27 protein-coding genes and 1 riboswitch are annotated in these 25,863 nt (G+C 62.6%); of the genes, 11 read left to right on the top strand and 16 right to left on the bottom strand.

The genetic code is table 11. The features are described 5' to 3' along the window. From J2Y41_RS09980 to J2Y41_RS09970, 3 genes are read left to right on the top strand one after another with little or no spacing between them, the layout of a single operon-like run. Entirely contained in the window at nt 1-1,380 is a 1,380-nt protein-coding gene (locus tag J2Y41_RS09980) for an aromatic acid/H+ symport family MFS transporter (RefSeq protein WP_309928289.1), read from the top strand. A gap of 7 nt (nt 1,381-1,387) precedes the next feature. Then, nucleotides 1,388-1,864: a thioesterase family protein gene (locus tag J2Y41_RS09975; protein WP_309928288.1), complete on the top strand. Its 477-nt coding sequence runs from the start codon at nt 1,388-1,390 to the stop codon at nt 1,862-1,864. 11 nt (nt 1,865-1,875) lie between these two features. Next, nucleotides 1,876-2,880, top strand: coding sequence for a PaaX family transcriptional regulator C-terminal domain-containing protein (locus tag J2Y41_RS09970; protein WP_309928287.1), 1,005 nt, complete (start codon nt 1,876-1,878; stop codon nt 2,878-2,880). 32 nt (nt 2,881-2,912) lie between these two features. On the opposite strand, the gene J2Y41_RS09965 is transcribed toward J2Y41_RS09970, so the two are convergent. Further along, nucleotides 2,913-3,695: a VOC family protein gene (locus J2Y41_RS09965; protein ID WP_309928286.1), complete on the bottom strand. Its 783-nt coding sequence runs from the start codon at nt 3,693-3,695 to the stop codon at nt 2,913-2,915. Nucleotides 3,696-3,942: 247 nt separating this feature from the next. Continuing rightward, entirely contained in the window at nt 3,943-4,584 is a 642-nt protein-coding gene (locus J2Y41_RS09960) for an NADPH-dependent F420 reductase (protein WP_224165799.1), read from the bottom strand. Nucleotides 4,585-4,688: 104 nt separating this feature from the next. On the opposite strand from J2Y41_RS09960, the gene J2Y41_RS09955 reads away from it, so the two are divergent. Continuing rightward, complete coding sequence (locus J2Y41_RS09955) at nt 4,689-5,396, top strand: HAD family hydrolase (protein WP_309928284.1); 708 nt, start codon at nt 4,689-4,691, stop codon at nt 5,394-5,396. A 71-nt stretch (nt 5,397-5,467) separates the two neighbouring features. Then, nucleotides 5,468-5,680: a DUF4177 domain-containing protein gene (locus tag J2Y41_RS09950; protein WP_224092958.1), complete on the top strand. Its 213-nt coding sequence runs from the start codon at nt 5,468-5,470 to the stop codon at nt 5,678-5,680. Between the two features lie 17 nt (nt 5,681-5,697). On the opposite strand, the gene J2Y41_RS09945 is transcribed toward J2Y41_RS09950, so the two are convergent. The 3 genes from J2Y41_RS09945 to J2Y41_RS09935 form a co-directional block, all read right to left on the bottom strand. Further along, nucleotides 5,698-6,222 carry an SRPBCC domain-containing protein gene (locus J2Y41_RS09945; protein ID WP_309928283.1) on the bottom strand — a complete coding sequence of 175 codons (525 nt, stop codon included), beginning with the start codon at nt 6,220-6,222 and terminating at the stop codon, nt 5,698-5,700. A 110-nt stretch (nt 6,223-6,332) separates the two neighbouring features. Next, nucleotides 6,333-6,734, bottom strand: a complete 402-nt coding sequence (locus tag J2Y41_RS09940; RefSeq protein WP_224092961.1) for a membrane protein FAM174 family protein — start codon at nt 6,732-6,734, stop codon at nt 6,333-6,335. Nucleotides 6,735-6,802: 68 nt separating this feature from the next. Further along, nucleotides 6,803-7,414 carry an NADPH-dependent FMN reductase gene (locus J2Y41_RS09935; protein WP_216927281.1) on the bottom strand — a complete coding sequence of 204 codons (612 nt, stop codon included), beginning with the start codon at nt 7,412-7,414 and terminating at the stop codon, nt 6,803-6,805. 185 nt (nt 7,415-7,599) lie between these two features. On the opposite strand from J2Y41_RS09935, the gene J2Y41_RS09930 reads away from it, so the two are divergent. The 5 genes from J2Y41_RS09930 to J2Y41_RS09910 all read left to right on the top strand — a co-directional run bounded on the left by J2Y41_RS09930 (nt 7,600) and on the right by J2Y41_RS09910 (nt 11,361). Then, the gene (locus J2Y41_RS09930) at nt 7,600-8,808 is read left to right on the top strand and encodes a Re/Si-specific NAD(P)(+) transhydrogenase subunit alpha (RefSeq protein ID WP_309928281.1); all 1,209 of its coding nucleotides are present in this window, start codon (nt 7,600-7,602) and stop codon (nt 8,806-8,808) included. Next, nucleotides 8,808-9,143, top strand: a complete 336-nt coding sequence (locus tag J2Y41_RS09925) for an NAD(P) transhydrogenase subunit alpha (protein ID WP_224092964.1) — start codon at nt 8,808-8,810, stop codon at nt 9,141-9,143. The genes J2Y41_RS09930 and J2Y41_RS09925 overlap by 1 nt, the downstream gene beginning before the upstream one ends. After that, nucleotides 9,140-10,513: an NAD(P)(+) transhydrogenase (Re/Si-specific) subunit beta gene (locus J2Y41_RS09920; protein WP_309928280.1), complete on the top strand. Its 1,374-nt coding sequence runs from the start codon at nt 9,140-9,142 to the stop codon at nt 10,511-10,513. Before J2Y41_RS09925 ends, J2Y41_RS09920 begins: the two co-directional genes overlap by 4 nt. A gap of 138 nt (nt 10,514-10,651) precedes the next feature. Then, on the top strand, nt 10,652-10,894 hold the full coding sequence (locus J2Y41_RS09915) for a hypothetical protein (protein WP_309928279.1): 243 nt from the start codon (nt 10,652-10,654) through the stop codon (nt 10,892-10,894). A 119-nt stretch (nt 10,895-11,013) separates the two neighbouring features. Further along, a complete protein-coding gene (locus tag J2Y41_RS09910; RefSeq protein WP_224092974.1) occupies nt 11,014-11,361 on the top strand; it encodes a hypothetical protein in 348 nt (115 codons plus the stop codon). Between the two features lie 20 nt (nt 11,362-11,381). Here the strand turns inward: J2Y41_RS09910 and J2Y41_RS09905 are convergent, their stop codons facing one another. From J2Y41_RS09905 to speB, 11 genes are all read right to left on the bottom strand, one after another. Continuing rightward, complete coding sequence (locus J2Y41_RS09905; RefSeq protein WP_224092976.1) at nt 11,382-12,110, bottom strand: aspartate/glutamate racemase family protein; 729 nt, start codon at nt 12,108-12,110, stop codon at nt 11,382-11,384. An 8-nt stretch (nt 12,111-12,118) separates the two neighbouring features. Then, nucleotides 12,119-13,558, bottom strand: coding sequence for an amidohydrolase family protein (locus tag J2Y41_RS09900; RefSeq protein ID WP_309928278.1), 1,440 nt, complete (start codon nt 13,556-13,558; stop codon nt 12,119-12,121). Between the two features lie 27 nt (nt 13,559-13,585). After that, nucleotides 13,586-14,401: an aspartate/glutamate racemase family protein gene (locus J2Y41_RS09895; protein ID WP_224092980.1), complete on the bottom strand. Its 816-nt coding sequence runs from the start codon at nt 14,399-14,401 to the stop codon at nt 13,586-13,588. Continuing rightward, nucleotides 14,398-15,081, bottom strand: a complete 684-nt coding sequence (locus J2Y41_RS09890) for a GntR family transcriptional regulator (protein WP_309928277.1) — start codon at nt 15,079-15,081, stop codon at nt 14,398-14,400. Before J2Y41_RS09890 ends, J2Y41_RS09895 begins: the two co-directional genes overlap by 4 nt. Before the next feature lie 103 nt (nt 15,082-15,184). Further along, nucleotides 15,185-16,534 (bottom strand): MFS transporter, encoded by a 1,350-nt coding sequence (locus J2Y41_RS09885; protein WP_224165788.1) that lies wholly within the window; start codon nt 16,532-16,534, stop codon nt 15,185-15,187. A 388-nt stretch (nt 16,535-16,922) separates the two neighbouring features. Next, complete coding sequence (locus tag J2Y41_RS09880; RefSeq protein WP_309928276.1) at nt 16,923-17,822, bottom strand: amino acid-binding protein; 900 nt, start codon at nt 17,820-17,822, stop codon at nt 16,923-16,925. A 207-nt stretch (nt 17,823-18,029) separates the two neighbouring features. Continuing rightward, entirely contained in the window at nt 18,030-18,482 is a 453-nt protein-coding gene (mscL, locus tag J2Y41_RS09875) for a large conductance mechanosensitive channel protein MscL (protein ID WP_309928275.1), read from the bottom strand. A gap of 148 nt (nt 18,483-18,630) precedes the next feature. Next, on the bottom strand, nt 18,631-19,908 hold the full coding sequence (locus J2Y41_RS09870; protein WP_309928273.1) for a D-arabinono-1,4-lactone oxidase: 1,278 nt from the start codon (nt 19,906-19,908) through the stop codon (nt 18,631-18,633). A gap of 28 nt (nt 19,909-19,936) precedes the next feature. Next, a complete protein-coding gene (locus J2Y41_RS09865) occupies nt 19,937-21,466 on the bottom strand; it encodes an aminobutyraldehyde dehydrogenase (RefSeq protein WP_309928272.1) in 1,530 nt (509 codons plus the stop codon). Nucleotides 21,467-21,487: 21 nt separating this feature from the next. After that, nucleotides 21,488-22,921, bottom strand: a complete 1,434-nt coding sequence (locus tag J2Y41_RS09860; RefSeq protein ID WP_309928271.1) for a cytosine permease — start codon at nt 22,919-22,921, stop codon at nt 21,488-21,490. Continuing rightward, complete coding sequence (speB, locus tag J2Y41_RS09855; protein WP_224092994.1) at nt 22,918-23,916, bottom strand: agmatinase; 999 nt, start codon at nt 23,914-23,916, stop codon at nt 22,918-22,920. Before speB ends, J2Y41_RS09860 begins: the two co-directional genes overlap by 4 nt. 178 nt (nt 23,917-24,094) lie before the next feature. Between speB and J2Y41_RS09850 the strand changes: the two genes are divergently transcribed. Further along, the gene (locus J2Y41_RS09850; protein ID WP_224092996.1) at nt 24,095-25,609 is read left to right on the top strand and encodes a PucR family transcriptional regulator; all 1,515 of its coding nucleotides are present in this window, start codon (nt 24,095-24,097) and stop codon (nt 25,607-25,609) included. A gap of 74 nt (nt 25,610-25,683) precedes the next feature. Beyond that, a riboswitch (glycine riboswitch) is annotated at nt 25,684-25,782 on the top strand. Nucleotides 25,783-25,863 lie beyond the last annotated feature (81 nt).

Here is a 25,863-nt window from a genome sequence, read left to right as displayed (position 1 = left end):
ATGGCCGCCGCACCGGTCAATGACTGGAACGTGCCCAAGCGCACCACCGGCTTGGTGTTGATTTGTTGCTGGCTCGCCATCCTCGCGGAGGGCTATGACGTCGGCGTTCTGGGGGCAGTGCTTCCGGCGCTGGCCGAGTACAAAGAATGGAACCTCAGCCCGCTGGCCCTCGGTGGCCTCGGATCATATGCCTTGATCGGCATGCTTATCGGAGCCCTGTTCATCGGGACCCTGAGCGACCTCGTAGGCCGCAAGAAGATGCTGTTGGCGTCCATGGTGATCTTCACCCTCACGCAGGCAGGTGCGGCCTGGGCTCCGACGCCCGAGCTGTTTGGATTCTTCAGGCTCATCGGCGGACTCGGTATGGGCGGTGTCATCCCCGTGGCCGCAGCCCTGACCATCGAGTACTCAGCTCCCAACAGGCGTTCCTACAACTATGGCCTCATGTATTCCGGCTACTCGCTGGGCATCGTTGCGGCCGCGCTTGCTGCAATGTTCGTGCTGCCGGTTGGTGGCTGGCGGGCCGTGATTGCTATTGGTGCCGCGCCGGTTGTCCTCCTGCCGATCATTTGGAAGTTCCTCCCGGAGTCCTTGGAGTACCTCGAGTCCAAGGGACGCAAGAAGGAAGCGAAGACCTTGGCTGCCAAGCTGGCGATCGTCGACTACCGGCCGGTTGCAACTGTCGCGCAGCCCGGTTCACACATCGCCGATCCGTGGTGGAAGACCATCACCACCATGTTCTCCAGGAAATACCTGCGGTCCACGGTGTTCTTCTGGGTTTCCCTGTTCTGCGGCCTGGTACTCGTCTACGGGCTCAACACCTGGCTGCCGAGCATCATGAAGAAGGCCGGCTACGATCTGGGTTCATCCCTGACGTTCCTGTTGGTCTTCAGCCTGGCCTCGGCCATCGGTGGCCTGCTCCTGGGCCGCGCGGCAGACAAATACGGCAAGAAGCTCATCCTGGTGGTGTTCTACATCCTGGGTGGCCTGGGCATCATGCTCCTGGTCTTCCCCAACACCATGGTGGTCAACCTGCTGTTCGTAGCATTCGCAGGCGTTGGCTCGATCTCCACGTCCCTGGTCCTGACCGGTTACATCGCCGACTACTACCCGGCCAAAGTTCGCGGTACGGCTACGGGTTGGGCCCTCAGCTTTGCCCGTCTCGGCGCAATCTCCGGACCCTTGATCGGCGGCTGGATCGCAGGTTCCAAGCTTCCCTTCGAAGCCAACTTCGCCATCTTCGCCGGTATCGCAGTGGTGGCCGCGGCCGCCGTCGCAATGATTCCGAAGCCGCAACCCGAGGTGACCGTTGTTACGTCCAAGGCGGGAGCCGGCGTCGCGGATCCGGACGACGAGACCGCAGCAGTCAGCCCCCGCTAGGAGAACTATGGACGCGTTTCCTGAAGCGAGCGTTGAGCGGACGGTCGAGTGGGTGGACACCGATGCCTCCGGCCACCAACACAATTCAGCCATCCTCCGATGGGTGGAAGCTGCCGAGGCGGAGCTGTTCCGCTCCTTGGAACTGCCCGACTACTTCCCCAACGCTCCTCGCGTCCAGCAGGTGATCAACTACAAGGCCAAGCTCTGGTTCGGCCAGCGCGTCACCGCCACGGTGAAAATCCACGCGCTCGGCCGGACCTCGCTCACCATGGCCTTCGAGGTCCGGGGCCACCCGCTTGAAGATACGGCCAGCGGAATGCCCGACGGCGGCACCCACCAAGGTGCGTCGTCTCAGGTTGGGTCGTTGGAGGGCAGCGAGGTGGCAGCCTTCGGGACGGTAACCACGGTGCACGTCCCCAACGGCACAACGGCGTCCCAGCCTTGGCCGGAACATTTCGTGCGGGCTGTGCGGTCTGCCGCATAGCATCCCGCCGGATGACTTTGAGGCCCATGTTGAAGCTCAACATGGGCCTTAAAGTCATCTGTGTTATCTATGGCGCACCTATGATGAACATGACTGGCGCCTCACCATGGCGCGGAAATGAGGGTCCTTCAATGTTCGCCGTCCCGGCACCCCCGGTGCGCCATCAGCAGCTCCTGGTCACCATCTTCGGTCTTTATGGCCGGAATGCTGGTGATGCGTTGCCGGTCTCCGCGCTGGTTTCGATGCTCGGTACGCTCGGCTATGACGCGCCGGGTGTGAGATCCTCCGTTTCCAGGCTTAAGGCAAAAGGTGTCCTGAAGAGCGTCCGGGAAGGCGGCATTGCCAAGTACAAGATCGCCGAATCGGTGAGCGACGTCTTCCGTGAAGGTGATCGGCGGATCTTCGCCCCGGAACAGCCAGCTCCCGTGGATACGTGGGTGCTCGCCGTGTTCTCTGTGCCCGAGTCGATGCGGAACCGCCGGCACCAGCTGAGGTCCGCTTTGTCCAGCCTGGGATTTGGGTCCGTGGCGTCCGGTGTATGGATCGCTCCGGCGCACAAGCTGGAGCAGGCCCGCGAACGCCTGACTGCCGGCGGGCTGATCGAATTCGTCGACCTCTTCCGCAGCGACTACGTTTTCGATGGCCCCATGCGGCCCAAGATCTCCGAATGGTGGGATCTCAAGGAACTCGATGAACAATTCACGGAGTTCCTTGAGATCTACCGGGGCGCGGAGCAGCAGTGGGTTGACCTGGTGGGCACCGACCCTGCGGCGGCCCTGGCTGATTCCACGGCCGAGGTGCGACGCGACGCTTTCCGTTACTACATCCCGATGCTCACCTTGTGGCGCAAGTTCCCTTACCGGGACCCCAACCTCCCGGCGGACTACCTCCCGCCCGAATGGCATGGGCCGGAAGTCCGCCGGACCTTCCAGGCGGTGCACCGTCTCGCGGCGCCGCTCGCAGCGGCACACGCCCAAGAGGTCATCAGCGAAGCTTTGGACGCTGTCCTGACGTAGCCGTTGGGTTGGGCATAGTCCTTACTCCGGGCCTAGTCCTTGGTCCGGGGTGCGTCGATGATGCCAAAGATTTCTCCCTGCGGTGCCTGCAGGATAGCCATCCGCCCCATGGGGCTGTTCGTGAGGGGCATCAACGCCGAAGCGCCGAGTTCCAAGGCTGTTGCGGCAGTTCGATCGACGTGGTCGCTGGCAAACCACGCCAACCAGTGGTTCGGGACGCCCTCGGCAATTTCGGTGTCGTGATGAATGCCGCCCACTTCGCGGCCATCGGATGGGCGCTTGATGGTTGCGTAAATGAATCCGTCCTGGTCGATGTCCTGGTAGGTGTAGCCGAAGACATCTGCATAGAAGGACCGGGCCAGCGCGTAGTCGCGGGTGTGGAGTTCGTTCCAGCACAATGTGCCGTGCTCGTTGACCCGCTCTGCCCCGATATGGCTGCCTGCCTGCCAGATGCCAAAGGCCGCGCCGACACTGTCCGCAGCAATTGCCATGCGGCCGGAATCCATCACATCGAAGGGCGGAGCAATGAGTTGGCCGCCAGCCGCTCCTACCTCTTTAGCCGTGGTGTCTACATTGTCCGAAGCAAGATAGGTGGTCCAGACGGTTGGCATGTTGGAATCCTGTTTAGGGCCAAGTCCCGCAACTGCCTTTCCGTCGAGTTGGGCCAGCAGGTAGCCCCCTGCTTCCTCGTCGCCGGAGAGGTAATTCCAGCCGAACAGTTCGGTGTAGAAGGACGTCGCGGCAGGGAGATCGTCGACGCCCAGATCCACCCATGCGGGTGTTCCTGCAGGCCATTTCTCAGTTCGGGTAGACATAGCAACTCCTCGGGTTCGGGGCTTAATAGGCGCGACTGCCTCCCGGAATGCCCTATGCGCGGGGTTTCCTGGGAGGCAGCCACTCATCATGTGCGTCCAGCAGCCAATTCGTGATGCAAATCCCGGCCTCAAATCGTGGCCGCCCTCATGGAGTGGCAGCACCCAGGCACCCCAGTACAAAGGAAGCGGCAGGCGTAAGCCGCCTGCCGCCGTCGTGCGTGTTCTGTTATCAGATGGTCCGCGCTTATCAGAGGGTGCGCGTTGCCTTGGCGAGGTTGTCGCGAAGTTCGTCCGCGTTCTGACGGATGACGTAGGCGGGGCGGTCGCGCTCGACGCGCCAGCTGTCTTCGAGTGGCCCGATGTTGACGGTGTCGAAACCGAACTCGTCGTACAGCCTGGTCACGAGTTCGGCGGCTTCCGGGAAGTCACTGGCCGTGGCCAATGCCCGGCGGTTGGGCGTGCCGGCAGGGGTGCCGTCGGTGGTGATGTCTTTGGCGAAGATGTGGTTGAAACCCTTGGCCACCTTGGATGTGGGCAGGTGCTTCTGGAGCAGGCCTGACGTTGTGGCCTCGCCGTTGTCGAGCGCGGGAATGCGGCCATCGCGCTCCCAGTAATAGTTGTTGGTGTCGATGACGATTTTGCCTTCGAGCGGTTCTGCGGGGATGTCCTGATAGTTCTTCAGGGGAACGGTTACGACGGCGAAATCACCCGCCGCTGCTGCCTCAGCTGCCGTCGCGGCCCGGGCACGCGGCCCGAGTTCTGTGACCAGTTCCGCAAGGGTTTCCGGCCCCCGTGAATTGCTGATCACGACGTCGTAGCCAAGTTCCACTGCCTTGCGTGCCACCTGGCTGCCAATGTGTCCTGCACCGATGATTCCGATTGTTGTCATAATCAGGCCAACAAGATGTTGCAGACGCGTATTTCCGGCGTTACGCATTATGTCGAAGTCAGAGGTGAGTTTCCGTGGATGGTAGTCATAAGTAGACTTACTAAATGTCTACTCGAGCCAACTCCAGTTCCAAGAAACGCGGTGTCCTCTTTGACGTCGATGGGACGTTGATCGACTCCAGCTACTTCCACGCGTTCGCCTGGTGGCAGGCGTTCAGGCGGGAAGGAATGGACATCCAGATCTCCAGCATTCATCGCTGCGTCGGAATGGGTGGCGACAAGCTGGTCCAGCACCTGGTTCCGGACTGTCCGGAAGATCTACAAAAGGAACTCAAATCCGCGCACGGGGCTGTCTTTTCGACGTTCTGGCCGTCACTGCGCGCCTTCGATTCTGCACGGGACCTTCTTGCCGCTTGCTCCGACTCCGGGCTGGCGGTTGGGCTGGCATCGTCAGCCCAAGAGCGCGACCTTGATGTCAGCAGGCGGCTCCTCGACGCCGGCGGATCCATCGACGCGTGGACCAGCTCCAATGACGCGGACGAAAGCAAGCCGGCCCCGGATATCCTCCTGGCGTGTTTGAAGAAGCTGGAACTCGAGCCAGCCGACGTCGTATTTGTTGGCGATGCAGTCTGGGATGTGAAGGCTGCGGCGGCAATCGGCGTTCCCGCTATTGCCCTGACTTGTGGTGGTATCAGCGAGGCAGAACTCCGCGACGCAGGCGCCGCGGAGGTCTACGACAATCCGCGGCACCTGCTGGAGAATCTGGAAAGCAGCGCCATTGGCAGGCTAACGACGGAGACAGTCCGCGGTTAGACGGCACCACGGCCGCCGCCGCGTTGAGTAGCATTGCCTCCAATTGACCAGCAACGGAAGGGAGCGGTGTCATGCAGCAGTATGTCGTCCTGCAAGTGATCCTCAAGGAGAAACTGTGGGGAACCGGTTCGGGCAATCTGACCTCCTTGGAGAAGGCCATCAACGATCAGGCCGCGAAGGGCTACCGGCTGCACACGATTACCACGGCGAGCAGCGGGAGCAAGGGGATGATCGGCGGCGGGGACCGCATCCAGGCAACGATGGTGTTTGAGCGCGTGGGCTAGCCGACGGTATCACCAGCCTATGCTTTGAGCGCGCCCGGTATCCCGTTGAGGCGAAGGGTCGTCCCTGTGCGCAGATGAGGTAAGTCAGCGCTGCCGTCTCCGGTTCGCGTGAGGAACGTGACCTGCTCCGTCCAGGTCAGCCTGGTTGTGCCGATTTCCGCATCGGCCAGGGTCACCGTTACCAGTGATGCCCACCGGGTTACATCGTCCACGATGGCTTCGTAGACGAAAACAATTCGGCGATCGGGCGTGATGTCGAGGTAGCGCGATCGATTGCGCAGTTCCTGGTCCTGGCTGTCTGGCATTTCGAAGGTGCTGCTCGCCTCCTCACCGCCGCCAATGCGGAAGTCGTGATCGTAATTGGCTCCCGTTCCCGGCATCCGAAACCAGCGCCGGCGCAACCGATCGTCCGCGAACAGGGCGAAGACGTCCGCCCGGTTCGCCTCAAAATCCCGCGTGATGCTGAAGGTCTCGTGCCTGACATCCGAAGCCTGCCCACCACCCGTTAGGTCGGAAGGGTGCCCATCGTGCAACTCAGTCATGTCAGCCAACTCTCTGTTCTCTCATCACGTATCTATAGGAACAGAGGCAGGCTGCAGTTGCTTCCAGCGCTAGACAGCGCGCCGGACGCTCGGTCCCGTCTTAGCTTCGCCTAGAGCTGCTCGTCCCTCACTTCCTCATTCCGGCCGCGTCCTCGAACCGCCCAGATGATCAGCGCAATGACGATGATCGCAGCAACGGCGGCCAGGATCCACGGTGTCACGTCTGTGCGGGTTTGTTCCTGCGGGTCCGACTCGCCAGTCCCTGGGTTGGCAGGTCCGCTGGTTGCCGGGTTGGACGTGGTTTGCCCGCCCGACGAAGGAGCCGGGTTTGTGGGTGTTGCCGTTGACGGGCCGGACGGGTTGCTCGGCGAGGCCGACGGCGTGGGGGTGGTGGCAGCCACGTGGCCTTGCAGAGCGGCTGCGTTTGCTGCGTTTGCTGCTGCCGCGACTGACAACAGGGACCCCGTGAAGAGGGTCAGTGCCAGGGTTGCCAGGGCTAATCTACGAAGCATCGTTTCTCCTATGGGAAAGGGCGTGTTCGCGAATCCTCGTACTAGTAAGCATACTGACCAATGAGGGGCTAGCGCGTGAGCTTGGCCGAATCCGGTTCCTGGTCGCCGATATGGCCCGGAGCGTTGGCTGCCAGTACACGCTGGACGAACGCGCTGTATTCCGCCATATAGTGGCGCAGCAACCCTGCCGTGCCCTCGTCCTTAACCGAGCCGTCGTCGTCGTACGCGTCCGCGACGAAGCGGATGTAAGCCTCGGGCGCATTCAGCTGCGGTGCGTCGAGGAAGCTGAGCACGCTGCGCATGGAGGACTGCATCACCGCGGTTCCGATGCCGCCCGGCGACGCTCCGATGATGCCGGTGGGCTTCCGGGCGAAGGAGTTGGTGCCCCACGGCCGGGATCCCCAGTCGATGGCGTTCTTCAAAGCGCCTGGAATGGAACGGTTGTACTCGGGTGAGACGAACAGGATGCCGTCCGATGCGGCGATCGCATCCTTCAATTCCCTGCCGGCAGGCGGAAAGTCGGAGTCGTAGTCGGAGCTGTACAACGGGAGGTCCCGGATGGCGATCTCATGGAACTCCAGTTCCGGAGGCGCCACGCTGATGAGGGCTTTGGAGAGGACGCGGTTGATAGATGTACTGGAGAGGCTTCCGACGAAATAGCCGATTTTGAATGTGTCCATGGCGGCGTTCCTTCCCGACGGCACGGCCGGAACCGGCTCGTCGACGGTGTGGAGGCTGGGTGCCCCAGCTTCCACCGACCCTAATGGACTTGTCCACATAGCGCACCCCCCTACTCCCGTCCGGACCCTTGCGGCCATAGACTCGTGCCAACTGGTTCTGGAGAGTTCCCAAAGAGGGGTGGCGGGTGAAAGCAGGCATAGCGCGCGAGGCACTCGACGGTGAGCGCAGAGTGGCAGCCACGCCCGAAACGGTCAAGCAATTGACCGGGTTGGGCCTTGATGTTGAGATCGAGTCCGGGGCGGGGATCGCCTCCGGACATAGCGACGACGAATACCGGCAGGCCGGCGCTTCCGTTGTGCAGTCCTTGGATCTCGGATCCCTGGACGTTTACTGCCACGTGCGTCCCATGGAACCGTCGACGGCGGGAGCCCTCCGCCCCGGTTCGGTCACCGTCGGGTTGGGGTCGCCGTCGTCGGAGTTACCAACGGTGCGGGCGCTCGCCGCAGGTGGCATCACATCCTTTGCGCTGGAACTGGTTCCCCGGATCTCGCGGGCACAGTCCATGGACGCCCTCACCTCACAGGCATTGGTGGCCGGATACCGCTGCGTCCTCGAGGCCGCGACGCGTCTGCCACGGTTCTTCCCCTTGTACATGACCGCGGCCGGGACCATTCCGCCGGCCCGTGTCCTGGTGCTGGGTGCAGGTGTGGCCGGGCTACAAGCGATCGGCACCGCCAAGAGGCTGGGCGCGCGGGTTTCGGCCAATGACATCCGTCCGGCGTCGGCGGACGAAGTGGCTTCCATGGGCGGGACATTCATCAAGCTGGACCTTGAAACCGCTGAAGCTTCAGGAGGGTATGCGCGTGAACTCAGCGCAGACAGGGGTGCTTTGCAGCGTGCGCTCTTGACCCCGCACGTGGCGCAGGCAGATGTCCTCATCACAACGGCCGCCGTACCCGGTCGGCGCGCACCGCTGCTGGTGAGCCGTGAAATGGTCCAAGGGATGCGCCCCGGATCCGTCGTAGTAGATCTGGCGGCTGAGTCAGGCGGCAACGTGGAAGGCAGCATCCCCGGGCAGGACATCCACATCCCCACCGCTGATGGGCAAGGTGAAGTGACGTTGGTGGGGCTCAAGGACCCAGCATCCGCGATGCCCGCAGATGCCTCCCGTTTGTTCGCCAAGAATGTGGCCAACCTGATCGCATTGATGACCAGGGAGGGAGTGGTGACCCCGGACTTTGAGGACGAGGTTGTGGCGGGAACCTGCCTCACCCACGACGGCGAGGTGCGGCACGCGCCAACAGCTGAAGCACTCGCGGCGCTCGCGGGTGAGACCGGCCCCTTTGGAAGTGCCCACACAGCGGCCAACCCTGGCAGTGAAGGAGTGCATTGATGGATGGCATGAGTCTGCTCACGATCACCGTACTGGCAGTTTTCGTGGGCTTCGAGGTCGTCTCCAAAGTCTCCAGTACCCTCCATACACCCCTGATGTCCGGGGCAAATGCGATCCACGGAATCATTCTGGTGGGTGCCATTATCGTTGCGGGCCAGGCCTCTGATCCGTGGGTACTGGCAGTCGCCCTGCTGGCTGTAGTCCTGGCCACGGCCAACCTTGTGGGCGGATTCGTGGTGACGGACCGCATGCTGGAGATGTTCCGTGGGAAGCAACGGCCGTCGTCGTCAGTTGTCTCCTCCGGGGAACATGCGGGCAAGGAGCGCGGCCGGTGACTCTTCTGGATCCCACGTGGACGGCTCTCCTTTACCTCGCAGCGGCTGCTTGTTTCATCCTTGCTTTGAAGGGACTGAATTCCCCTCGGACTGCACGGCGCGGAAACCTCATCGGGGCATTCGGTGCTTTGTTGGCCGTGGTTACTGTGTTCGTCTCGGTGAAACTGGACAACGTTCCGTGGATCGTTGGGGCAATAGCCGTGGGATCGGTGGTGGCCGCACCTGTGGCGCGCCGCGTTCAGATGACACAGATGCCGCAACTCGTGGCCCTGTTCAACGGCGTGGGTGGCGGTGCGGCTGCGCTCGTGGCATTGCTGGAGCTCTCGCATACAGGTGATGCGTGGGTTCGCTTGGCCATTGTGTTCACGCTGCTGGTCGGAGCGGTTTCCTTTGCGGGTTCTGGCGTCACTTTTGCCAAACTGCAAGGGCTGATGACCACCCGGCCGGTGACGTTCCCGGGCCTGCCCGTCCTGATGGGCGTGGTGCTGCTGGCCGCAGTGGGCGCAGGGGTGGTGGTGATACTGGATGGTTCATTGATGCTGGCGTTAGTGCTGCTGATCCTTGGTCTTGTGGCCGGTGTCCTGCTGGTGCTCCCGGTGGGCGGCGCCGATGTACCGATTGTCATCTCGCTGCTCAACGCTTTCACCGGATTGGCCGTTGCCGCGTCGGGGTTGGTGCTGGGTAACGTACTCCTGGTGGTTGCCGGAACCCTGGTTGGAGCGTCAGGCACCATCCTCACCCGGGCCATGGCTGCCGCGATGGGCCGCAGCGTTGCGGGAATCATGTTCGGTGCCTTCAAGGGCGGCTCCACGGCTGGGTCCACTGCCGTGAGTGAGCGTCCGGTCAGATCCTCCAGCCCGGAAGATGTTGCGGTGCTGCTCGGCTACGCCCAGCGGGTGATCATCGTTCCCGGGTACGGCTTGGCTGTGGCGCAAGGCCAGCACACAGCCGCTGAATTGGCCTTGGCTTTGGAAGCACGCGGGACTGAGGTGGACTTCGCCATCCATCCCGTAGCAGGACGCATGCCCGGTCACATGAACGTCCTTCTGGCCGAGGCCAACGTGCCCTATGAATCGCTGAAGGAAATGAGCGACATCAACCCGGAGTTTAAGACCGCGGACGTTGCCCTTGTGGTGGGTGCCAATGACGTCGTGAACCCTGCAGCCAAGACCACCTCAGGTTCGCCGATCTACGGAATGCCCATCCTGGAAGTAGCTGAGGCCCGGCAGGTGGTATTCCTCAAACGTTCCATGCGTCCAGGATTCGCCGGCATCGAAAACGAACTTCTCTACGAACCTCAGACCACTTTGCTGTTCGGCGACGCAAAGGATTCGTTGACCAAGGTGTTGGGCGCTGTGAAGGCGCTCTAGCAGGGTTGGCCCCCTAAATTCGGCGCCGATATTCGCGTCATATCCGGGCTTGCAGAGCCACATCTTTTGTACAGAAGTCTGCCCAGAAGGCGACTGCGGAAAGATGAATGGCTAGGAGTCAGCGATTTGCAAGACGATATGAAGGATTCGACGCCCGATTCGCGCTTCGACAAACCACAAAGCAAGAGGGTGACGGATTGGAGGCCACTCGTTGGCCAGGATGTGCAGATCTGGCGTGGCAACAAGATCGTGGACCAAGGCCGGGTGGAGGCCGTGACTGCCGACGGCAAGGTTCTATGGCTCAAACAACTTGGAGCAATCGAACGTCGGTTGGTCGTGAAGGAACCCGGAACAGGGCTCCGGGTACGGCTCATCCCTTGAACGCAATCCTGGGAGTGCGCGCGGCCCTGGCTCTTCCCGGCCATCCGCCGTCGTCCTAAGCTGAACCGTACGAGTTACCCAACCCATGCCGAACCGCCACATCGAAGCGAGGTTGCGCCATGACCGTGAAACTCAACAAGAAAGCCTTCGACAACGCGAAGCACCTGATCCGTGACGGCAAGATCGTCAAGGATGTCCGGGATGACTGGAGCGAGCACGCCCCGTCCACCAAGGACGAGAATGAGTTCCTGGAGAAGAACGGCCAAGCCGAGTATTCCAAGTGGTACCTCGGCGTGGACGACGATCATCCTGCTGACCAAAAGGGCCACTACAAATTTCCCTTCGGCGACTTCAAGAAGATCCACAGATGTGCGGTCATCTCTGCCGAGAGCCGTGCGGCGCAGAACGACTATGACGATATCCGGGATGCGCTCGGCAAGCTGCTCGAACGCATCGATGAGGAATGAGCCGTGACGGGCAAGCTCATCTACTCAGCCAGCAAGCGCCCCCATTTCGGGTCCAGCAACGGAGCTCCGGCAAGCTTGAGTGCATGCCAGAGGGTCACTGCCACAGAATCGAGCACCGGAACGCCGGTCCGGGCCTCCACCTCGGCCGTGATGTTGGCTCCGTAAAGATTCGTGCACAGGTAGACCAAGGCGTCCGGGTGGGCGGCTGCCAGCTCCAGGGAACCCGGCAGCATCTCCTCATCGGCGACCCGGCCAAAGGATTCGTTATCAGTCAGGTCGAGGTGCCGGTGATCGATCGTCTTGATGCCTTCCTTGGCATAGGACGCGATCACGGCCTCATTCACGTCTGCCGTATAGGGGGTGAACAATCCGATTCGCTCGGTGCCAAAAGTAGAAAACGCGTTCAAGTAGGCGAGCGTGGACGTGGTGGCCGGTATGCCTGTGGCGTCCGTGATCTCACTGACCAAGGCATGGTCGTGGGAAGCTCCAAGCCAGGATCCGGAGGTGCCGTTCCAAGCAATGACGTCCACATTCGCCGTGGCCAGCAACTCGGCGGCGGCACGCATTACAGAGGAATCGAATTGCTTGTCCGAGGAGTCGTCCAGGGCGATTCGCGTGACCGGTATGCGGGTTGAATGGATGGTTACATCCTGGCGATCGCCCAGGATCCGGTAGGTCTGTGGCTCAAGGCAGGTGTTGGAGGACGGCACGATCATGCCGATGCGGATGGGGCGGTTGTTTGAAGGCATGCTTGCTCCTAGGCGCTGAGGGATTCGGCAGAGGGAAGGACGGGAACGGAGAGGGCGTCGCGGTGTTCAGCGAACCCGTTCCGGGCGACGAAACGTCCGACGGCGCCAAGATCGTGGAAACCGTCCTCGTCGAGGACCACTCGCCCGGAAGAGACCACGACGGCGGGCCAACCGTTCAGCGTCTTCCCTTCAAAAGGCGAGAAATCAGTCCCCATGTGCAGCGCACCGCCGTCGACGGTTTGCTGGAAGGCGGGATCGAAGATTACGAGGTCGGCGTCGAAGCCTTCCACGATGGCGCCCTTCCGCGGCACGGCGTTGATCCGTGCGGGGCCGGCGGAGAAGACCTCAACGAACTCCTCCACAGAGCCGCCCGACTCAGTGACCAATGCCGTGAACGTCACGGGCATCCGCGTCTCGACGCCGGGGAGGCCGTGCGGCATGTAGCGGACGTCGTCCGTGCGCTCGCGTTTTTGCGAGAGGTCGTAGCAGGAGTGGTCCGAGGAAACAGTGTGGATTGCCCCGGCCGCGAGGCGTTCCTTGAGCGCGGCCACCGTTTCGGCACTCCGCATCGGCGGACAGCAGGCGTACCACTCGGGGAATTTTGAACCGTAGACGGTGTCATCCAGGGTCAAATAGTGCGGGCACGTCTCGGAGTACGCTTCCTGGCCGCGCTCGCGGGCTTCGGTGACCAGATCCACGGCGCCCGGAGTGGACTGATGGACGAAGTAGACGGGCGCTCCGGTGTACTCAGCCATCGCCAGGGTTTCCTTGACCGAGATCTCCTCGGCAAGCTCAGGCCGGGTACGGTGCAGGTGTTCGATGCCGATGCGGCCATCCGCGACGTGCTGGTCAGTGCAATCGGTGATGATGGGATCGTGCTCTGCATGGATGTACGTGAGGCCATCCAAGCGCACCATTTCGCGCATGACCTTCAGGATGGTGTCGCCGTCGGCCATGGTTGAACCGCGGTTGGTGGTGTACATCTTCACCGAGCGGACACCCTCGGCGGCTAGCTGTTCGAGCTGCCACGGGACCGTCTCATCCCAGGCGACAACCGAGCCGTGCAAGGCAACATCGCAGCGCGACTCGGCGGCCAGGCGCTTCTTGTTCAGCACAGCTTCCAGTGGTGTCTCCTGGGCATCGCGGGGGATGCCGAAGTCGATGATCGTGGTGGTGCCACCCCACAGCGCAGCCGTTGATGTGGTCCGGTAGTCATCCAGGGTGCGGAATCGGCCCGTCACTTGGGCAACATGGCAGTGGCCATCGATGCCACCGGGAATGACCAGCTGGCCGTGCGCTTCAATGGTGCGGGCAGCCGCGGGAATGGGTTCGGTGGCGTCAATGAGCTGGACGATGCGTCCGCTGTCCACCACCACGTGGGCCGCCTGCCGGCCGAAACTGTTGACCACGGTGCCGTTGGCAATGACGAGATCCGGGAAATGGGACATCGTTGTCCTCCTTGTTCTTGGGAAGCGTTAGAGAGTGGGGGACGAGGAAAGGTGCGCCGACTGTGCGACGGTCAGGGCGGCGTCGAGGTTTTCGGAGAGACCCTGACGGCGCTTGACCGGTGGCGCGGCGAACGAGCCGCCGCGATGTGCCCCCGACTTCAACGCGACCACGGCCTCCGTCATGCGGATGCCGGCCGAGATGCCGTCCACCACGGGCACTGGAATCTGGCCTTCGAGCTCGCGGGCAAGTCCTGCTAGCGGCGCACCTGCAAGGATCACGACGTCGGCACCGTCCTCTGCGACCGCCTGCCGGCTAAGTGCCAGGAGCGTTTCCTTGAAGTCGGCCTGTACGGATCCGATCGAATTGAGGCTCTGGTTGATGGATCGGATGGAGGCGAGACGGCCGCCAAAACCGAACCGCTCTACGCAGTCGAGGTACCAGGCCTGGATGCGGTCCGAGATGGCGATGATGGAGAAACGCTGGCCTTGGAGTGCTGCCGCGCAGAGTGCGGCTTCGGTGATCCCGATGACCGGTACGTCCACCAGTTCCTTCAGGGCAGGCATGCCGGGATCCCCGAAGGCAGCCACAACGACGCCGTCCACAGCGGCATCGCCGCGTTCACGCCCAAGGCTGGCTCCGCCGTCGTGCGCGTATTCGGCGATCAGCTCGGCAACAGCGCCAGCAGCGATCAGCGACTCGAAGCGGGTTTCGATATATTCGACGCCGTGTCCGGCGGTCCGCACGATCAGTTCGGTATCCGGTCCTGCTGAACGCAGGGCCTCGGCCTCGATCAGTGCCGTGACGTCGTCACTGATGTTGGGGTTGATGACCAGGAGTTTCATGATTTTTTCCGTTGCAGCTTGGGCTCAGTGCGGCTGGAATCCTCCGGGAACTGCTCGCGGTACTTGCCGATGTGCGACGCCGATTGGGTAGCGGCGCGGTCAGGATCGCCACTGGCGATCGCGGCGTAGAGGTCGCGGTGTTCCTGGATGAGTTCCGGGAGATCGCTGACGTGGCGGAACAGCCAGTGCATGCGTCCCTGGAGTGGTTCCAGCGCGGAGCGGAGAAAGTCGTTGTTGGCGATGGCCGTGATGGCATCGTGAAAATCGCTGTTGGCGCGGTGGGCTTCCAGGATGGAGCCCTTGGCCAGGCACCGATCGGCCTCATCCAGCAGTCCGGCGAGGTGTTCAAGATTCGCGGCGGTTGCGCGCTTGGCAGCCAAGCGGCAGGCAAGGACTTCCAAGGATTGACGGACGTCGAAGAGGTCCTCCACATCCTTGGCGCTCAAGCCGCTGACCTCGGAGCCGCGGCCGGCGCGGTCCCGGATCAGTCCTTCTTGCCTCAGCATGCGGAGTGCTTCGCGGATGGGCAGTCGGGAGACGTTGAATTCGGCGGCGAGGTCGCGCTCCACCAGCCTGGTGCCGGGCGCATAGTGCCCCTCAAAAATCCTGGAACGGAGCGTGTCACGCACTGACTCCCGGAGGGGGCGGTCAGTGATGTTCGTGTCTTCTGCGGCTAGCATTTCCAGCTCCATTTCGTGATGTGTGAGGCGGTGCGCCCGGCGACCAGGCGGGCTTCCGGCCATCCGGCGGTTCAGTACCGTCCGGCCGGCCCGGTCAGGCGAGTTAGACCGGGAGTCGCTTGTTGTAATCCAGGACGAGGACGGAGATGCCCATGATCACCGCGGATCCAACGAAGTACAGCAGCGCCCAGGTGTAGGAGCCGGTGGCCCCGACAATCAGGCCTACCACAATCGGCGTGACGAACCCGGCGATGTTGCCGCTGAAGTTCATTGCCCCGCCGAGCACACCGGCGTTGGTGCGGCCGCCCAGGATGGACGGGATGGACCAGAACAGGCCAACCCAGCGCAGGAAGAACAGGACTACAGAGAGAAGCACGACGGCGGTGATCGGGTCTGCGACCACGGTGACACCTACGAGGCCGCCCACCACTACGACGCTGGAGAATCCCAGGAGGGTACGCATGACGCGGTTTGCGGATGCGCCGGATGCGCGCCACTTGTCGGCGATGATTCCGCCGAGGATTTCGCCGACGAAGCCGGCACCGAAGATCACGAATGTGGACCAGCCGATGGTCTTCAGGTCGAAGCCCTTGGCTTGGGCCAGATACAGCGGGCCCCACGTCAGCAGACCGTAGAAGACGCCGTTGAAGCCTAGCCAGCCGAAGCACATTGCCCAGAACGAACGGAACTTCAGGTAGGGGAGAAGGGCTCGCTTGCCCTGTGCGCCTTCCTTGGCTGCCTCGGCGTCGTCCTCGGCATGCGAGGCTTCGATGTACTCAGCTTCGGCATCGTTGACGCCCTTGTGCTGGCGGGGGTTGTCGCGGATGTACCACCAGACGGCCAAGCCCATGAGAATCGTGGCGGCACCGGCGATGATGAACGACATGCGCCAGCTGCCCGTGGAGGCGATCAGCCAGGTGATGAGGATGCCGCCCAGGCCAGCGCCCAGGGGAGCTCCGGCGTCGAGGATGGTGGCACCGCGGCCACGTTCCTTCTTGTGCATCCAGATGGCATTGAGCTTGCCACCGGCAGGCATGACGCCGGCCTCAGTGACACCGATGCCAAGGCGTGCGATGAACATGCTCAGGAAGCCGCCTGCGAAGCCGGAAGCAGCAGTCGCTGCGCCCCAGCCAATGCAGGAAGCAGTGACCATCTTGCGGGGGCCGAACTTGTCGATCAGCCAGCCGACAGGGATTTGCATGAGCGCGTAGGTCCAGAAGAACGCCGACAACAGAAGCCCCACAAGCTCGGGCGGGAGGTTGAATTCCTTCTGGATGATGGGGAGCGCAACGGATATTGAACCGCGGTCGATGTAATTGACGGCGACCAGGACCAGGAGCAGGATGAACAGTTTCCAGCGGACGTTTGTGCGTCGCTGCACACCGTCCTTGGCGGTTTTGGGCTCGTTTTCCTGGTTTTCCTGGGTTGCCAGTTGGGTGTTTTGGGGAGACACAGCTTCTCCTTCAGAGGAGTCAACAGGGGTGGAATGTCTTTGGGGTATGTCTTTGGGGGTATGTCTTTGGGGGGATGAGCCGGGCGTGGATATCGCTGCAGCCGGACCCGTGCCGGCGGCAACTGTTGCGGTCCCTGCCCTTTTGGTGGCGGGGGCCGCAGCCGGTAGCGGGTCTGTTTGGGATCCCGTTTTGGGATCCCAAAATCCAAGTTAGATGTGACGGGCCGCACTGTCAAGGGATTTGGTATACAAAGTCTGTTGGCAAAATGTGACCGAGTGGGATGCGTGCGCGCCTTCCTTCCCGGTTACTCCTGCCTTAGCGCACGAAAACCCGGCGTTTTCTGGGAAATGCCGGGCTTTCGGGGTCGTAAGTGGGAAGGAGTGCTGGCTAGTCCTGGTATGCCGAGCTTGGGGAGGCTTCCGGACTGTATGCCAGAATCTCGGCGAGCTCAGCAAGCCGGTGCGCGCGTGCGGACTCGGCTGGCGTGAACGGCTCGCCTGGTCGGGAAAAGACCAGCGGTCCATGCCATGCGGTAGGAATCTTCAGGATGTCCGTTGAACGTTCGACGCCGGCACTCGCCTCGGCTGCCGGGTTCTCGGGGTCGTTGGGGACCACTTTGGCGGAAAGCAGTTCGGCTACCGCGTGCGGAAGCTCTTTTGGGTTTCCGGCAATGCGGGTGGCCAGGCTCAGGGCCTTGGTTTGGCCATCAGCCATGGCAAGCGCTGTGGTTGGCCACACGTGTGACTCACGCCCGCCGCCGTCGTCGAGTGCTTTCAGCAGTTCATGTTCGGTGACCTCACCCGGGGCGGAGAGGACGAACTCGTCCAGCACTATTTGGGCGCCCTGTGTACCCTGGCGGCCCGGGGCATCCATCGGGTGAACGTGGATGCTGAGGATGTTCGTGTCCAGCTTGGCCAAGGAATGGGTGATTTTTTGCAGGGAGCCGGGCTGGTCCCGCAGCAGGGTCCGGGCCCGCCACAACGCAGGTGCGGCGTGCAGCTTGTGCCGCTGGCGGAGGGCTGGAGCATGCAACCATCGCCGGAGGACCTTGGCAGCAGACGGTTCGGCCACCCAGATAACCAGCACTGTGGCAGTCACGGTCAGCAGCAGCACTTTGGCCACATAGGGGAGATGGGTTTCCACAACCGCCGCGTGAACCAGCAGTTCAATGGGAAGCATCACCGCGATGTTGGCCAAGGTGAGCCGGGCCTTGGGCGGTTCGGGCAACTGTCCGCAGACATCGCACCGAAGATCCGCAGTAACGGGAGAGCTCATTTTGGGCTTCATGGTTTCATGCTGCCCCGCGCCTGTTTCAGGACGGTTGCCTCCGCGTCACGTTCTGGGGACACGCTGGTGGGTGCTGCGTTCCTGTCCACTTAGTGCCCATGTGCCCAACGCCGGCAACGCAAAAGCCCGACGTTCCCGCGGTGGGAACGCCGGGCTTTGCAAAGCAACCGGGAAGGAACGCTCGTGCTTGGTCGTTACTGCTCCGGCCTAGCGGACGCTGTCCGGGTCGAGGTCGGAATCGCGGTCCGTACCACGGTGGGCCGCTGCATCCTTCAGGAGATCCCGGATCTCGGCCAGCAGTGCGGTATCCGCAGGCAGCGGCTCTTCCTCGGGTTCTTCGGTGGAGAGGCGGTCCTTAACCATGGAGTTGATCTTGTTCATGGGCGCCACGAAGATGAAGTAGACCACTGCCGCAGTGATCACGAAGGTCACAAGGGCAGTCAGCACCGCGCCGAAATCGACGAACGTGGACGGGTTGTTCTCCCAGATTTTGAAGCCAAGCCCTTCGGCATTCATGCCGCCGGCCGCAGCAATCACGGGGTTGATGATGTGGTTGGTGAAGGCTGCTACGAGAGCGGTGAAGGCACTGCCGATGACGACGGCAATGGCCAGTTCAATCACGTTGCCGCGAAGTATGAAGTCCTTGAAACCCTTAAGCATGGAATGTCCTCCGGATGGGTACGGGTGTGTGGCTTAGGCAGAGAACAAACTACCACTTGCAGGTTTCAAACGGGTGTCAAGGGGATGTGAGAGAGGGATGCCGCCTGGGGGTGTGGATGTGAGAGAGCATCGGGCTTGTTCGTTGGGATCAGCCTACGAGGGCCCGGGTGTGGTCGTTCAGGAAGATTCCGCGGGGATCGAATTCGCGGCGGACCTGGATGAAGGTGTCCAGCTCGGGGTAGAGACGCTCAAGGCGGCCCCGTGTCATGAAGTGGATCTTTCCCCAGTGGGCCCGCGGCTCGAATTCCTGCAGGACGGCGTCGGCGTCCCGGAAGAACTGCCAGTAGTCGGTTCCAGGCTCGGTGGTCAGGGTAATAACGGTGCTGTCTCGCCCTTGGAACTGGGACATGTAGGCGTCGTCGGCCTTCACCCAGCGGACCTCGACAGGGTACTTCTGCTCGGGATACTTGCTGCGGATCAGCTCCTGGATGGCCTCGACGGCGGAAAAGCCGTCCTCGCTGCGGACGAAGTACTCAAGTTCGTGGAACTGGGTGGTGAAGCCACCAGGATAGATCCGGTACGAGCGGTCAAGCCGGGCACCTTCCACGGTCGAAATCCCGCGCTCGTCCTGAATGGAAGCAACGTTATACCGCTTGGTGTAGCTCCGGTTGGCCATGCTCAGGCCGGGTGCGCCGGGAAGATCCAGGAGCTCGCAGGAATCGTTCTCCGGGCACCAAAGGAACGAGTAGTGCCGGTTGTTGTCGATATCGTCCTGCCACGTCGAAGCAGTTTCCGCCCAGGTGGGGTAGGTGATCTGTTCCTGCAGGTAGTAGCTGTCCTCAACAGCCAGTTCCACCTCCAGGAAAACACCGAGCGTCCCCAAAGCCACCTGGGCGGCCCGGAGTTCGCGGAGCTGACCCTCGCCGATTTCCACGATGTCGCCGTAGCCGTTGATGAGCTTCACCCAGCGGAGGTTGGACGAGAAACTGCCCAGGTGCTTTCCGGACCCGTGGGTGCTGGTGGCCAGTGCGCCGGCAATCTGCTGTTTGTCGATATCGCCCTGGTTGCCCAGGGCCAGGCCCTGCTCCCACAGCGGATCTCCAAAGGCGTTGATCGTGGTTCCGGCAAGGGCCCGCGCCCGACGCCCGGCTTTGTCAGTTCCCGTAATCGCCGAGAGCCCGGACATGTCCATCAGGACGCCGCCAGTCTGAACAAGAGGTGAGGACGAGTGCCCTGAGCCGACCGCCCGCACAGGCAGGCCTTCCCGAATGGCGAAACGGACGGCGTCGAGCGCTTCTTGTTCATTCCTTGGCCGGACGGTGAAGGCCGGCGTCGCGCTCTGGTTCCCGCCCCAGTTGGTCCAGGTGATGTCGGTTCCAAAAGGTGCCGTAGGCGTGGCGGCGCGGGAAAGGTCTTTGGTGGTCATTGCTAAGCTCCGTTGCTTGTTTGAAGGCTTACGCGCCGTGGTTGATCATGACGTGCTTGGTGCGCGAGTAATCATCCAGGGCGTAGAGCGAGAGGTCACGCCCATAGCCTGAGCCCTTGAATCCGCCCCACGGTACCTCACACGCAAGGACCAGGTGCGCATTCACCCAGACGGTGCCGAAGTCCAACTGCTTGGGAATCCGCAGGGAGAGGCTGGAGTCCTTGGTCCACACGGAGGCGGACAGTCCGTAGGGGCTTTCGTTTGCACGGGTGACGGCCTCTTCAGTGGAAGAGAAGGTCTCCACAGTGACCACGGGGCCGAAGATTTCATGGGTTGCAATGTGCGCGCCGGCGGGGACGTTGCTGATGACCGTTGGCTCGATGAAGTATCCGGGGCCTTCCAGTGCCGAGCCGCCAATCGCGATATTCAGTCCCGCCTCGCGGGCTTCGGCCAAGGATTCCTTGACGCGTTCAAAGTGGGGCCGGGAGATCATGGGACCGATTTCGACGTCGTCCCCAGCCTCGGGTGCGCCGACCACCAGCGTGCTGACTTCGCGTACCAAGTGCTCGGTGAATTCCTCGGCCACGGACTCGTGGACCAGCACGCGGCAGGCAGCACCGCAGTCCTGGCCGGCATTCCAGAATCCTGCATTGCGGACTCCAGCGGCGGCGGCGCGGAGATCGGCGTCGGGGAAGACAACAACCGGCGCTTTGCCGCCAAGTTCCAAGTGGACGCGCTTCACGGATTTTGCTGCAGTTTCCGCAACGGCCTGGCCACTAACGACGCTGCCCGTCAGGGCGACCAAAGCGATCGATGGGTGCTCCGAAAGCCGCTGTCCAACAGTGCGCCCCTGGCCAGTGACCACGTTGAGGATCCCGTCCGGGATCCGTCCGGCGAGCAGTTCCGCCAGCTTCAGCGTGGACAACGGGGTCTGCTCGGACGGCTTGAGGACGATGCTGTTGCCGGCAGCCAGAATCGGTGCGATCTTCCAGGCGGCCATCAGCAGCGGGTAGTTCCACGGGGTAATGACGCCTACGACGCCCACGGGTTCGCGGAGGATCACGGAGGTGTGGTCAGTGGCGTAGTCGCCGCCGGCCATGGAAGTCAGCGTGCGGGAGGCGCCGGCCATGAAACGGAACGTATCGATGGTGCTGGTGACGTCGTCCTCGGCCACTGCCTGCGGCTTGCCGGTATTGGCGGACTCGATGAGCTCGAACGCTTGCCGGTTCTCCTCAATGATGGTGGCGATCAGGTTCAGGACGTCCGCCCGCTCCTTGGGGGTAGTAGCCCCCCAGGTCTTTTGGGCGACGACGGCGGCCTCTACAGCGGCGTCGACATCGTCCGCCGTGCCCGCCTGCACTGAGGCGATGACCTGCTCGGTGGTGGGATCCACGACGTCGATCAGCTGACCGGTGGAGCCGGGCACGAACGATCCGTTGATGAAGTGCCCGGCGGGAGGCAAGGGCAGCTGCGCAGGCAGGCTGCTGCCATGGTCAGAGGAGGTGCGTCGAACGGTGAACTGGACGGTTTCGGGGTGGGCAGTGTCTGTGAGGGTCATGACAATTCGCTTTCAGATAGGTCAGTTTGCGAGTGCAGGGGATGGAAAGGGGGCGGCTTCTGTCTTTTTCCGGAACACGCGTGCCGCGAAGTAGTAGAGGGGAGCAACCACTACGAGGCCGACGAGCCAGGAGATGTCCACCCCTCCCAACGCGGCCGCGAGGGGGCCGGTGTAGATTGCGGTTGCCGAGAAGGGAACCTGGATCAGGGCGCCTGCCAGGTAGGAGCCGATGGCGACCCAATTGAACCGCCCGTACACACCGCCGTCGCGCTTGAAGAAGTCCTCAACCCGGTAGTCGCCGTGCCGCAGAAGGTAGTAGTCCACCAGGTTGATGGCAGTCCACGGGACCAGGACGTACATCAGGAAGGAGAGGAAGTTGGTGTAGAAGAGGATGAAGTTGTCGCGGGCGAACAAGGCGATGGAGACTGCGACGACGAACAGGATGACTGCCGCGATGCTGCGGGTCTTGGCACGGGGCAACCATGAGGGTTTGAAGGTTTGGCCGATGGTGAGAGTGCACAGGACGCCGCAGTAGAGGTTCATGGCGTTGGACGCGGCGACACCCAGGCAGAAGATGCCCACGATGATCAGGGTCCACGGCTGCAGCAACGCACCCAGGCTGCCAACGATTTCGACGTTGTCGGCGCTCATCGTCATGGCGAGCGTGCCCACCAAGGCGCCCAGGATCATGGGGAACAACGTTCCCAGGACGCAGCCCGAGTAGGAAGCCCAGAACGCCGGTGCCGAGCCCGTGCCCTGCGGCATGTAGCGGGAGTAATCGGAGACGTAGGGCGCGTAGGCCAGCTGCCACAGGGCCGAGACGGAGATGGTCCCCATGAAGCCAACCCAGTTGAAATTGCCCTCCGCAAGGAAGCTGGCGGGAAGGCCGTGGACAACGAGGATCCACACGAAGGCGAGCAACAGAGCCAGGCCCGCTGCAACGCTGAGGATCCTGGCATAGGCGTGGATGAGCCGGTAACCGAAAATCGTGGCGATGACGCTGACCACGCCGATGATGATGATGCCGGCATCCACGCTGATGCCGGGGCTGACCGCGGCCATTGCTTCTCCGCCAAAGACGAGGTTTGCGGCGAAGAACCCGACGTACATGATGACCACGATGACCACGATCAAGAGGGCGCCGAAGGAGCCGAACTGGCCGCGGGTCTGGATCATCTGCGCCACGCCCAGCTGGGGGCCTTGGGCCGAGTGCAGCGCCATGAAGATGCCGCCCACGACGTTGCCGATGATGATGCCCACCAGCGCCGGCACGAAACCGAGGCCGAATACCGTGGTGGCAAGTCCGCCGGTCACGATGGTCATGATCATGATGTTGGAACCGAACCAGATGGTGAAGAGATCGCGCGCCTTGCCGTGCCGCTCATTCAGCGGGATCGGCTGGATGGTTTTGTCCTCAAGCCGGGGAACTTCGTGGGTGGCCAAGGGCGCATTCATGATGCGCTCCGGGACGTCGAAGCCAGTTCACGGACTGTAGTGGCTTTGCTGCGGTTCACCATCAGGCCGAGAAGGTCGAAAACAAGGGTGGCCGCAGCGACGGTTGTGATGTCCGCATGGTCGTAGGCCGGAGCGACCTCCACGACGTCGGCGCCCACGATGTTGATGCCGTTCAGGCCGCGGAGCAGGGCCAGGAGTTCGCGGGAGTGGAGTCCGCCCATCTCCGGGGTGCCCGTACCGGGAGCGAATGCGGGGTCCAGGACGTCGATGTCGATGGAGACGTACACCGGGGTGTCGCCGAGCCTGTCCTTCACCTGCTGGATTGCCGCCGGGACACCGATGACATCCAGGTCCGAGCAGCGGATGATCTGGAACCCGAACTCGTGGTCCCTGAGGAAGTCATTGCGGTCATACACAGGGCCACGGATGCCGACGTGCATCGACTTGTCCTCCACAAGGAGGCCTTCCTCGAACGCCCGCCGGAAGATGGTTCCGTGCGTAATGGGCTGGTCAAAGTACGTGTCCCACGTATCCAGGTGTGCGTCAAAGTGCAGCAAAGCCACCGGACCATGGACCTTGTTCAGGGCCCTGAGCATCGGCAGGGCAATCGTGTGGTCGCCGCCGATCGAGATCAGCCGCTTGTCTTCGCTGATGAGGGGCAACGCCTGCTCCTCGATCTCACGAACAGCGCGGGTGATGTCGTAGGGCGTGCAGGCGATGTCGCCGGCGTCCACAACCTGGGCTTCGTAAACGGGTTCGACGTCGAGCTCCGGGTGGTAGCCCGGGCGCAGGAGACGCGAGGCCTCGCGAACCGCGGCAGGACCGAAACGGGCGCCGGGCCGGAAGGAGGTTCCGCCGTCGAACGGTACGCCGACAATCGCAATGTCATAGTCCGGGACGCGGTCAATTTGGGGGAGGCGGGCGAAGGTGCCGAGTCCGGCATACCGGGGGACTTTGGTTGCGTCGACAGGGCCGATGGGCTTGTGGATTGTCATTGCCGGTTCCTTGGTGTGAGGGGTGCTCGCCATTGAGCGGGAAGTAAGTAATTCCATTCTTGGTGACGCGGGTCACGGCGAATAGCGGTACATTGACTACAAATGGCCCAGACGCTTAGACGAATGTCTAAAAGGTTCGGAACGGGCCCCGGGAATCATAGAGTCAGGACCCCATCCGATGGCAATCACGGTCGCCGAACTCGTGGCTGAACCCCAACTCGGGCTCAGCCTTCTGGCCGGTGACGCGGGCCGCGACAACCGGATCACCTGGGCCCACACCTCCGATCTGCCCAGGCTCTGGGAGTGGGTCACAGGTGGAGAGCTGATGATGACCAATGGACTCTCGATTCCGGCCGACGCCGCGGGACAAGTGGCGCTCGCCGAGGCCCTTATGGACAGCGGGGCAAGCGCCTTGGCCATCGGCGAGAAGATGCACGCGCCTCCGCTGACCCAGGAGTTCCTGGCGGCCTGTGACCGGCTGCCGCTGCCGCTGATCAACATCCCCTACCCCCTGCCGTTCATCGCGATCGCCCGCTCGGTTGCCGAGTCCTCCCTGCTCGAAGAGTCCCGGCGCTTGCGGCAGACGGCCAGGGTTTACGACCTGCTCCGAACGGCCGGCGCCTCGGAGGACCATTGGCAGAGCCTGGTCCAACGGCTCGCCACCGAACTGGATGCGGAGCTGTTCGTGGTGGACCGCCGCTGCCTGCATCCCTGGCACCCGGAGGGACAGCCAGTCCCACGGTTCCTTGCCGATGAATGGGCTCCGCTTTCCGGGCAGGTGTCCTTGGCGGGAAAGAACTTCCAGTGGCACCGGATCCGGGGCCGGCACGTGCTGACCATGGACATCCCGACCCACGCCAACGCGCTCCTCGTGGTGCTGCCCAACAGCGAACCGCACCCGGACGCCGTCGTACTTCTGCACGCCGCAACCGTGCTGGGACTGCAGCTTTCGCGCATCGTCCTGTCGCTGGAAGGCCGCCATCGGCTGGCGGGTGAGTTCCTGCTGCAGGCCATGGATGGGAGATTGGGGGCGGCCGAGATGGAGAGCCGGCTGGCCGGTTTTGATGTTCCGCCCCAGGATTTCCTGCTCGCCTCGCTCTACGCGGACGCCGGCAATAAAGCAGCGGACGACGGCGACAGGCTGGCTAACGTGCACATCGAACTGTGGCGGCACGGGGTTGCGTCGGCTTCCCTGAAGCGGAACAACCGGCTCCACGTCGTGGTCCCTGCTGATGTGCCGGACGACATCCTGGTTCATTGTGCCGGGGCGGATGCCGCGATCGGGATCAGCGCTCCGGCGGGTGTGGCGGGCATTCAGCGCGCGCTGCAGGAGTCACTGTGGGCGCTCGGATCGGCCCGGGCGAACAAGCTTGGCCTGGCCCGCTACGCGCAGGGACCATCATGGCTGGGGCTGACGGGTTTCGAGGAAGGAACTGCCCTGGTCCGGCGTCTCCTCGGCCCGATTTTCGATTACGAGCAGAGCCAGGAAGGCGATCTCATCGTCACGCTGAGGACCTATCTGGACTCGCAGCGTTCCTGGCAAAAAACCGCCGCTGCCCTGTTCGCGCACCGGCAAACCATCATCTATCGGATACGGAAAATCGGCGAATTGACGGGGCTGGACATGGGTGAAACCTCCACTGTTGCCCAGTTGTGGTTCGCGCTCCAGATCCACGAGGCAATGCACCGGTAGGTATCCCTTGCTTGCGCTTTTTCCAGATAACCCGCTATGGTGTGAACCGTGTCACTGACGTGACGCAATGCTTTTGATCTGTGGCGGGAGAGTCCTGCCGGTACATCCAGTCAGGCGCCGTAGGAGCAAATCCTCCCCAGGAATCTCTCAGGCCCACGTACCGCCACGGCGAGGCAACTCTGGAAAGCAGTCCAGGTAACTGGGCTCACCGACGGTGCAAGCAGGCAACCATTCCTGCGGAATCTCTCAGGTCC

Origin of the sequence: Arthrobacter sp. 1088, assembly GCF_031455315.1 — a bacterium.
GTDB lineage: Bacteria > Actinomycetota > Actinomycetes > Actinomycetales > Micrococcaceae > Arthrobacter.
This window is presented reverse-complemented; position numbering and strand designations above follow the sequence as displayed.

Coding starts and splice junctions, on each gene's coding strand:
- J2Y41_RS09890 (WP_309928277.1), bottom strand. CDS start 15,081: ATGCTAGCCGCAGAAGACACGAACATCACTGACCGCCCCCTCCGGGAG.
- J2Y41_RS09870 (WP_309928273.1), bottom strand. CDS start 19,908: ATGACCACCAAAGACCTTTCCCGCGCCGCCACGCCTACGGCACCTTTT.
- J2Y41_RS09880 (WP_309928276.1), bottom strand. CDS start 17,822: ATGAAGCCCAAAATGAGCTCTCCCGTTACTGCGGATCTTCGGTGCGAT.
- J2Y41_RS09910 (WP_224092974.1), top strand. CDS start 11,014: ATGACCGTGAAACTCAACAAGAAAGCCTTCGACAACGCGAAGCACCTG.
- J2Y41_RS09900 (WP_309928278.1), bottom strand. CDS start 13,558: ATGTCCCATTTCCCGGATCTCGTCATTGCCAACGGCACCGTGGTCAAC.
- J2Y41_RS09865 (WP_309928272.1), bottom strand. CDS start 21,466: ATGACCCTCACAGACACTGCCCACCCCGAAACCGTCCAGTTCACCGTT.
- J2Y41_RS09980 (WP_309928289.1), top strand. CDS start 1: ATGGCCGCCGCACCGGTCAATGACTGGAACGTGCCCAAGCGCACCACC.
- J2Y41_RS09860 (WP_309928271.1), bottom strand. CDS start 22,921: ATGAATGCGCCCTTGGCCACCCACGAAGTTCCCCGGCTTGAGGACAAA.
- speB (WP_224092994.1), bottom strand. CDS start 23,916: ATGACAATCCACAAGCCCATCGGCCCTGTCGACGCAACCAAAGTCCCC.
- J2Y41_RS09895 (WP_224092980.1), bottom strand. CDS start 14,401: ATGAAACTCCTGGTCATCAACCCCAACATCAGTGACGACGTCACGGCA.
- J2Y41_RS09950 (WP_224092958.1), top strand. CDS start 5,468: ATGCAGCAGTATGTCGTCCTGCAAGTGATCCTCAAGGAGAAACTGTGG.
- J2Y41_RS09970 (WP_309928287.1), top strand. CDS start 1,876: ATGACTTTGAGGCCCATGTTGAAGCTCAACATGGGCCTTAAAGTCATC.
- J2Y41_RS09915 (WP_309928279.1), top strand. CDS start 10,652: ATGAAGGATTCGACGCCCGATTCGCGCTTCGACAAACCACAAAGCAAG.
- J2Y41_RS09905 (WP_224092976.1), bottom strand. CDS start 12,110: ATGCCTTCAAACAACCGCCCCATCCGCATCGGCATGATCGTGCCGTCC.
- J2Y41_RS09965 (WP_309928286.1), bottom strand. CDS start 3,695: ATGTCTACCCGAACTGAGAAATGGCCTGCAGGAACACCCGCATGGGTG.
- J2Y41_RS09960 (WP_224165799.1), bottom strand. CDS start 4,584: ATGACAACAATCGGAATCATCGGTGCAGGACACATTGGCAGCCAGGTG.
- J2Y41_RS09940 (WP_224092961.1), bottom strand. CDS start 6,734: ATGCTTCGTAGATTAGCCCTGGCAACCCTGGCACTGACCCTCTTCACG.
- J2Y41_RS09975 (WP_309928288.1), top strand. CDS start 1,388: ATGGACGCGTTTCCTGAAGCGAGCGTTGAGCGGACGGTCGAGTGGGTG.
- J2Y41_RS09955 (WP_309928284.1), top strand. CDS start 4,689: ATGTCTACTCGAGCCAACTCCAGTTCCAAGAAACGCGGTGTCCTCTTT.
- J2Y41_RS09925 (WP_224092964.1), top strand. CDS start 8,808: ATGGATGGCATGAGTCTGCTCACGATCACCGTACTGGCAGTTTTCGTG.
- J2Y41_RS09850 (WP_224092996.1), top strand. CDS start 24,095: ATGGCAATCACGGTCGCCGAACTCGTGGCTGAACCCCAACTCGGGCTC.
- J2Y41_RS09945 (WP_309928283.1), bottom strand. CDS start 6,222: ATGACTGAGTTGCACGATGGGCACCCTTCCGACCTAACGGGTGGTGGG.
- J2Y41_RS09935 (WP_216927281.1), bottom strand. CDS start 7,414: ATGGACACATTCAAAATCGGCTATTTCGTCGGAAGCCTCTCCAGTACA.
- mscL (WP_309928275.1), bottom strand. CDS start 18,482: ATGCTTAAGGGTTTCAAGGACTTCATACTTCGCGGCAACGTGATTGAA.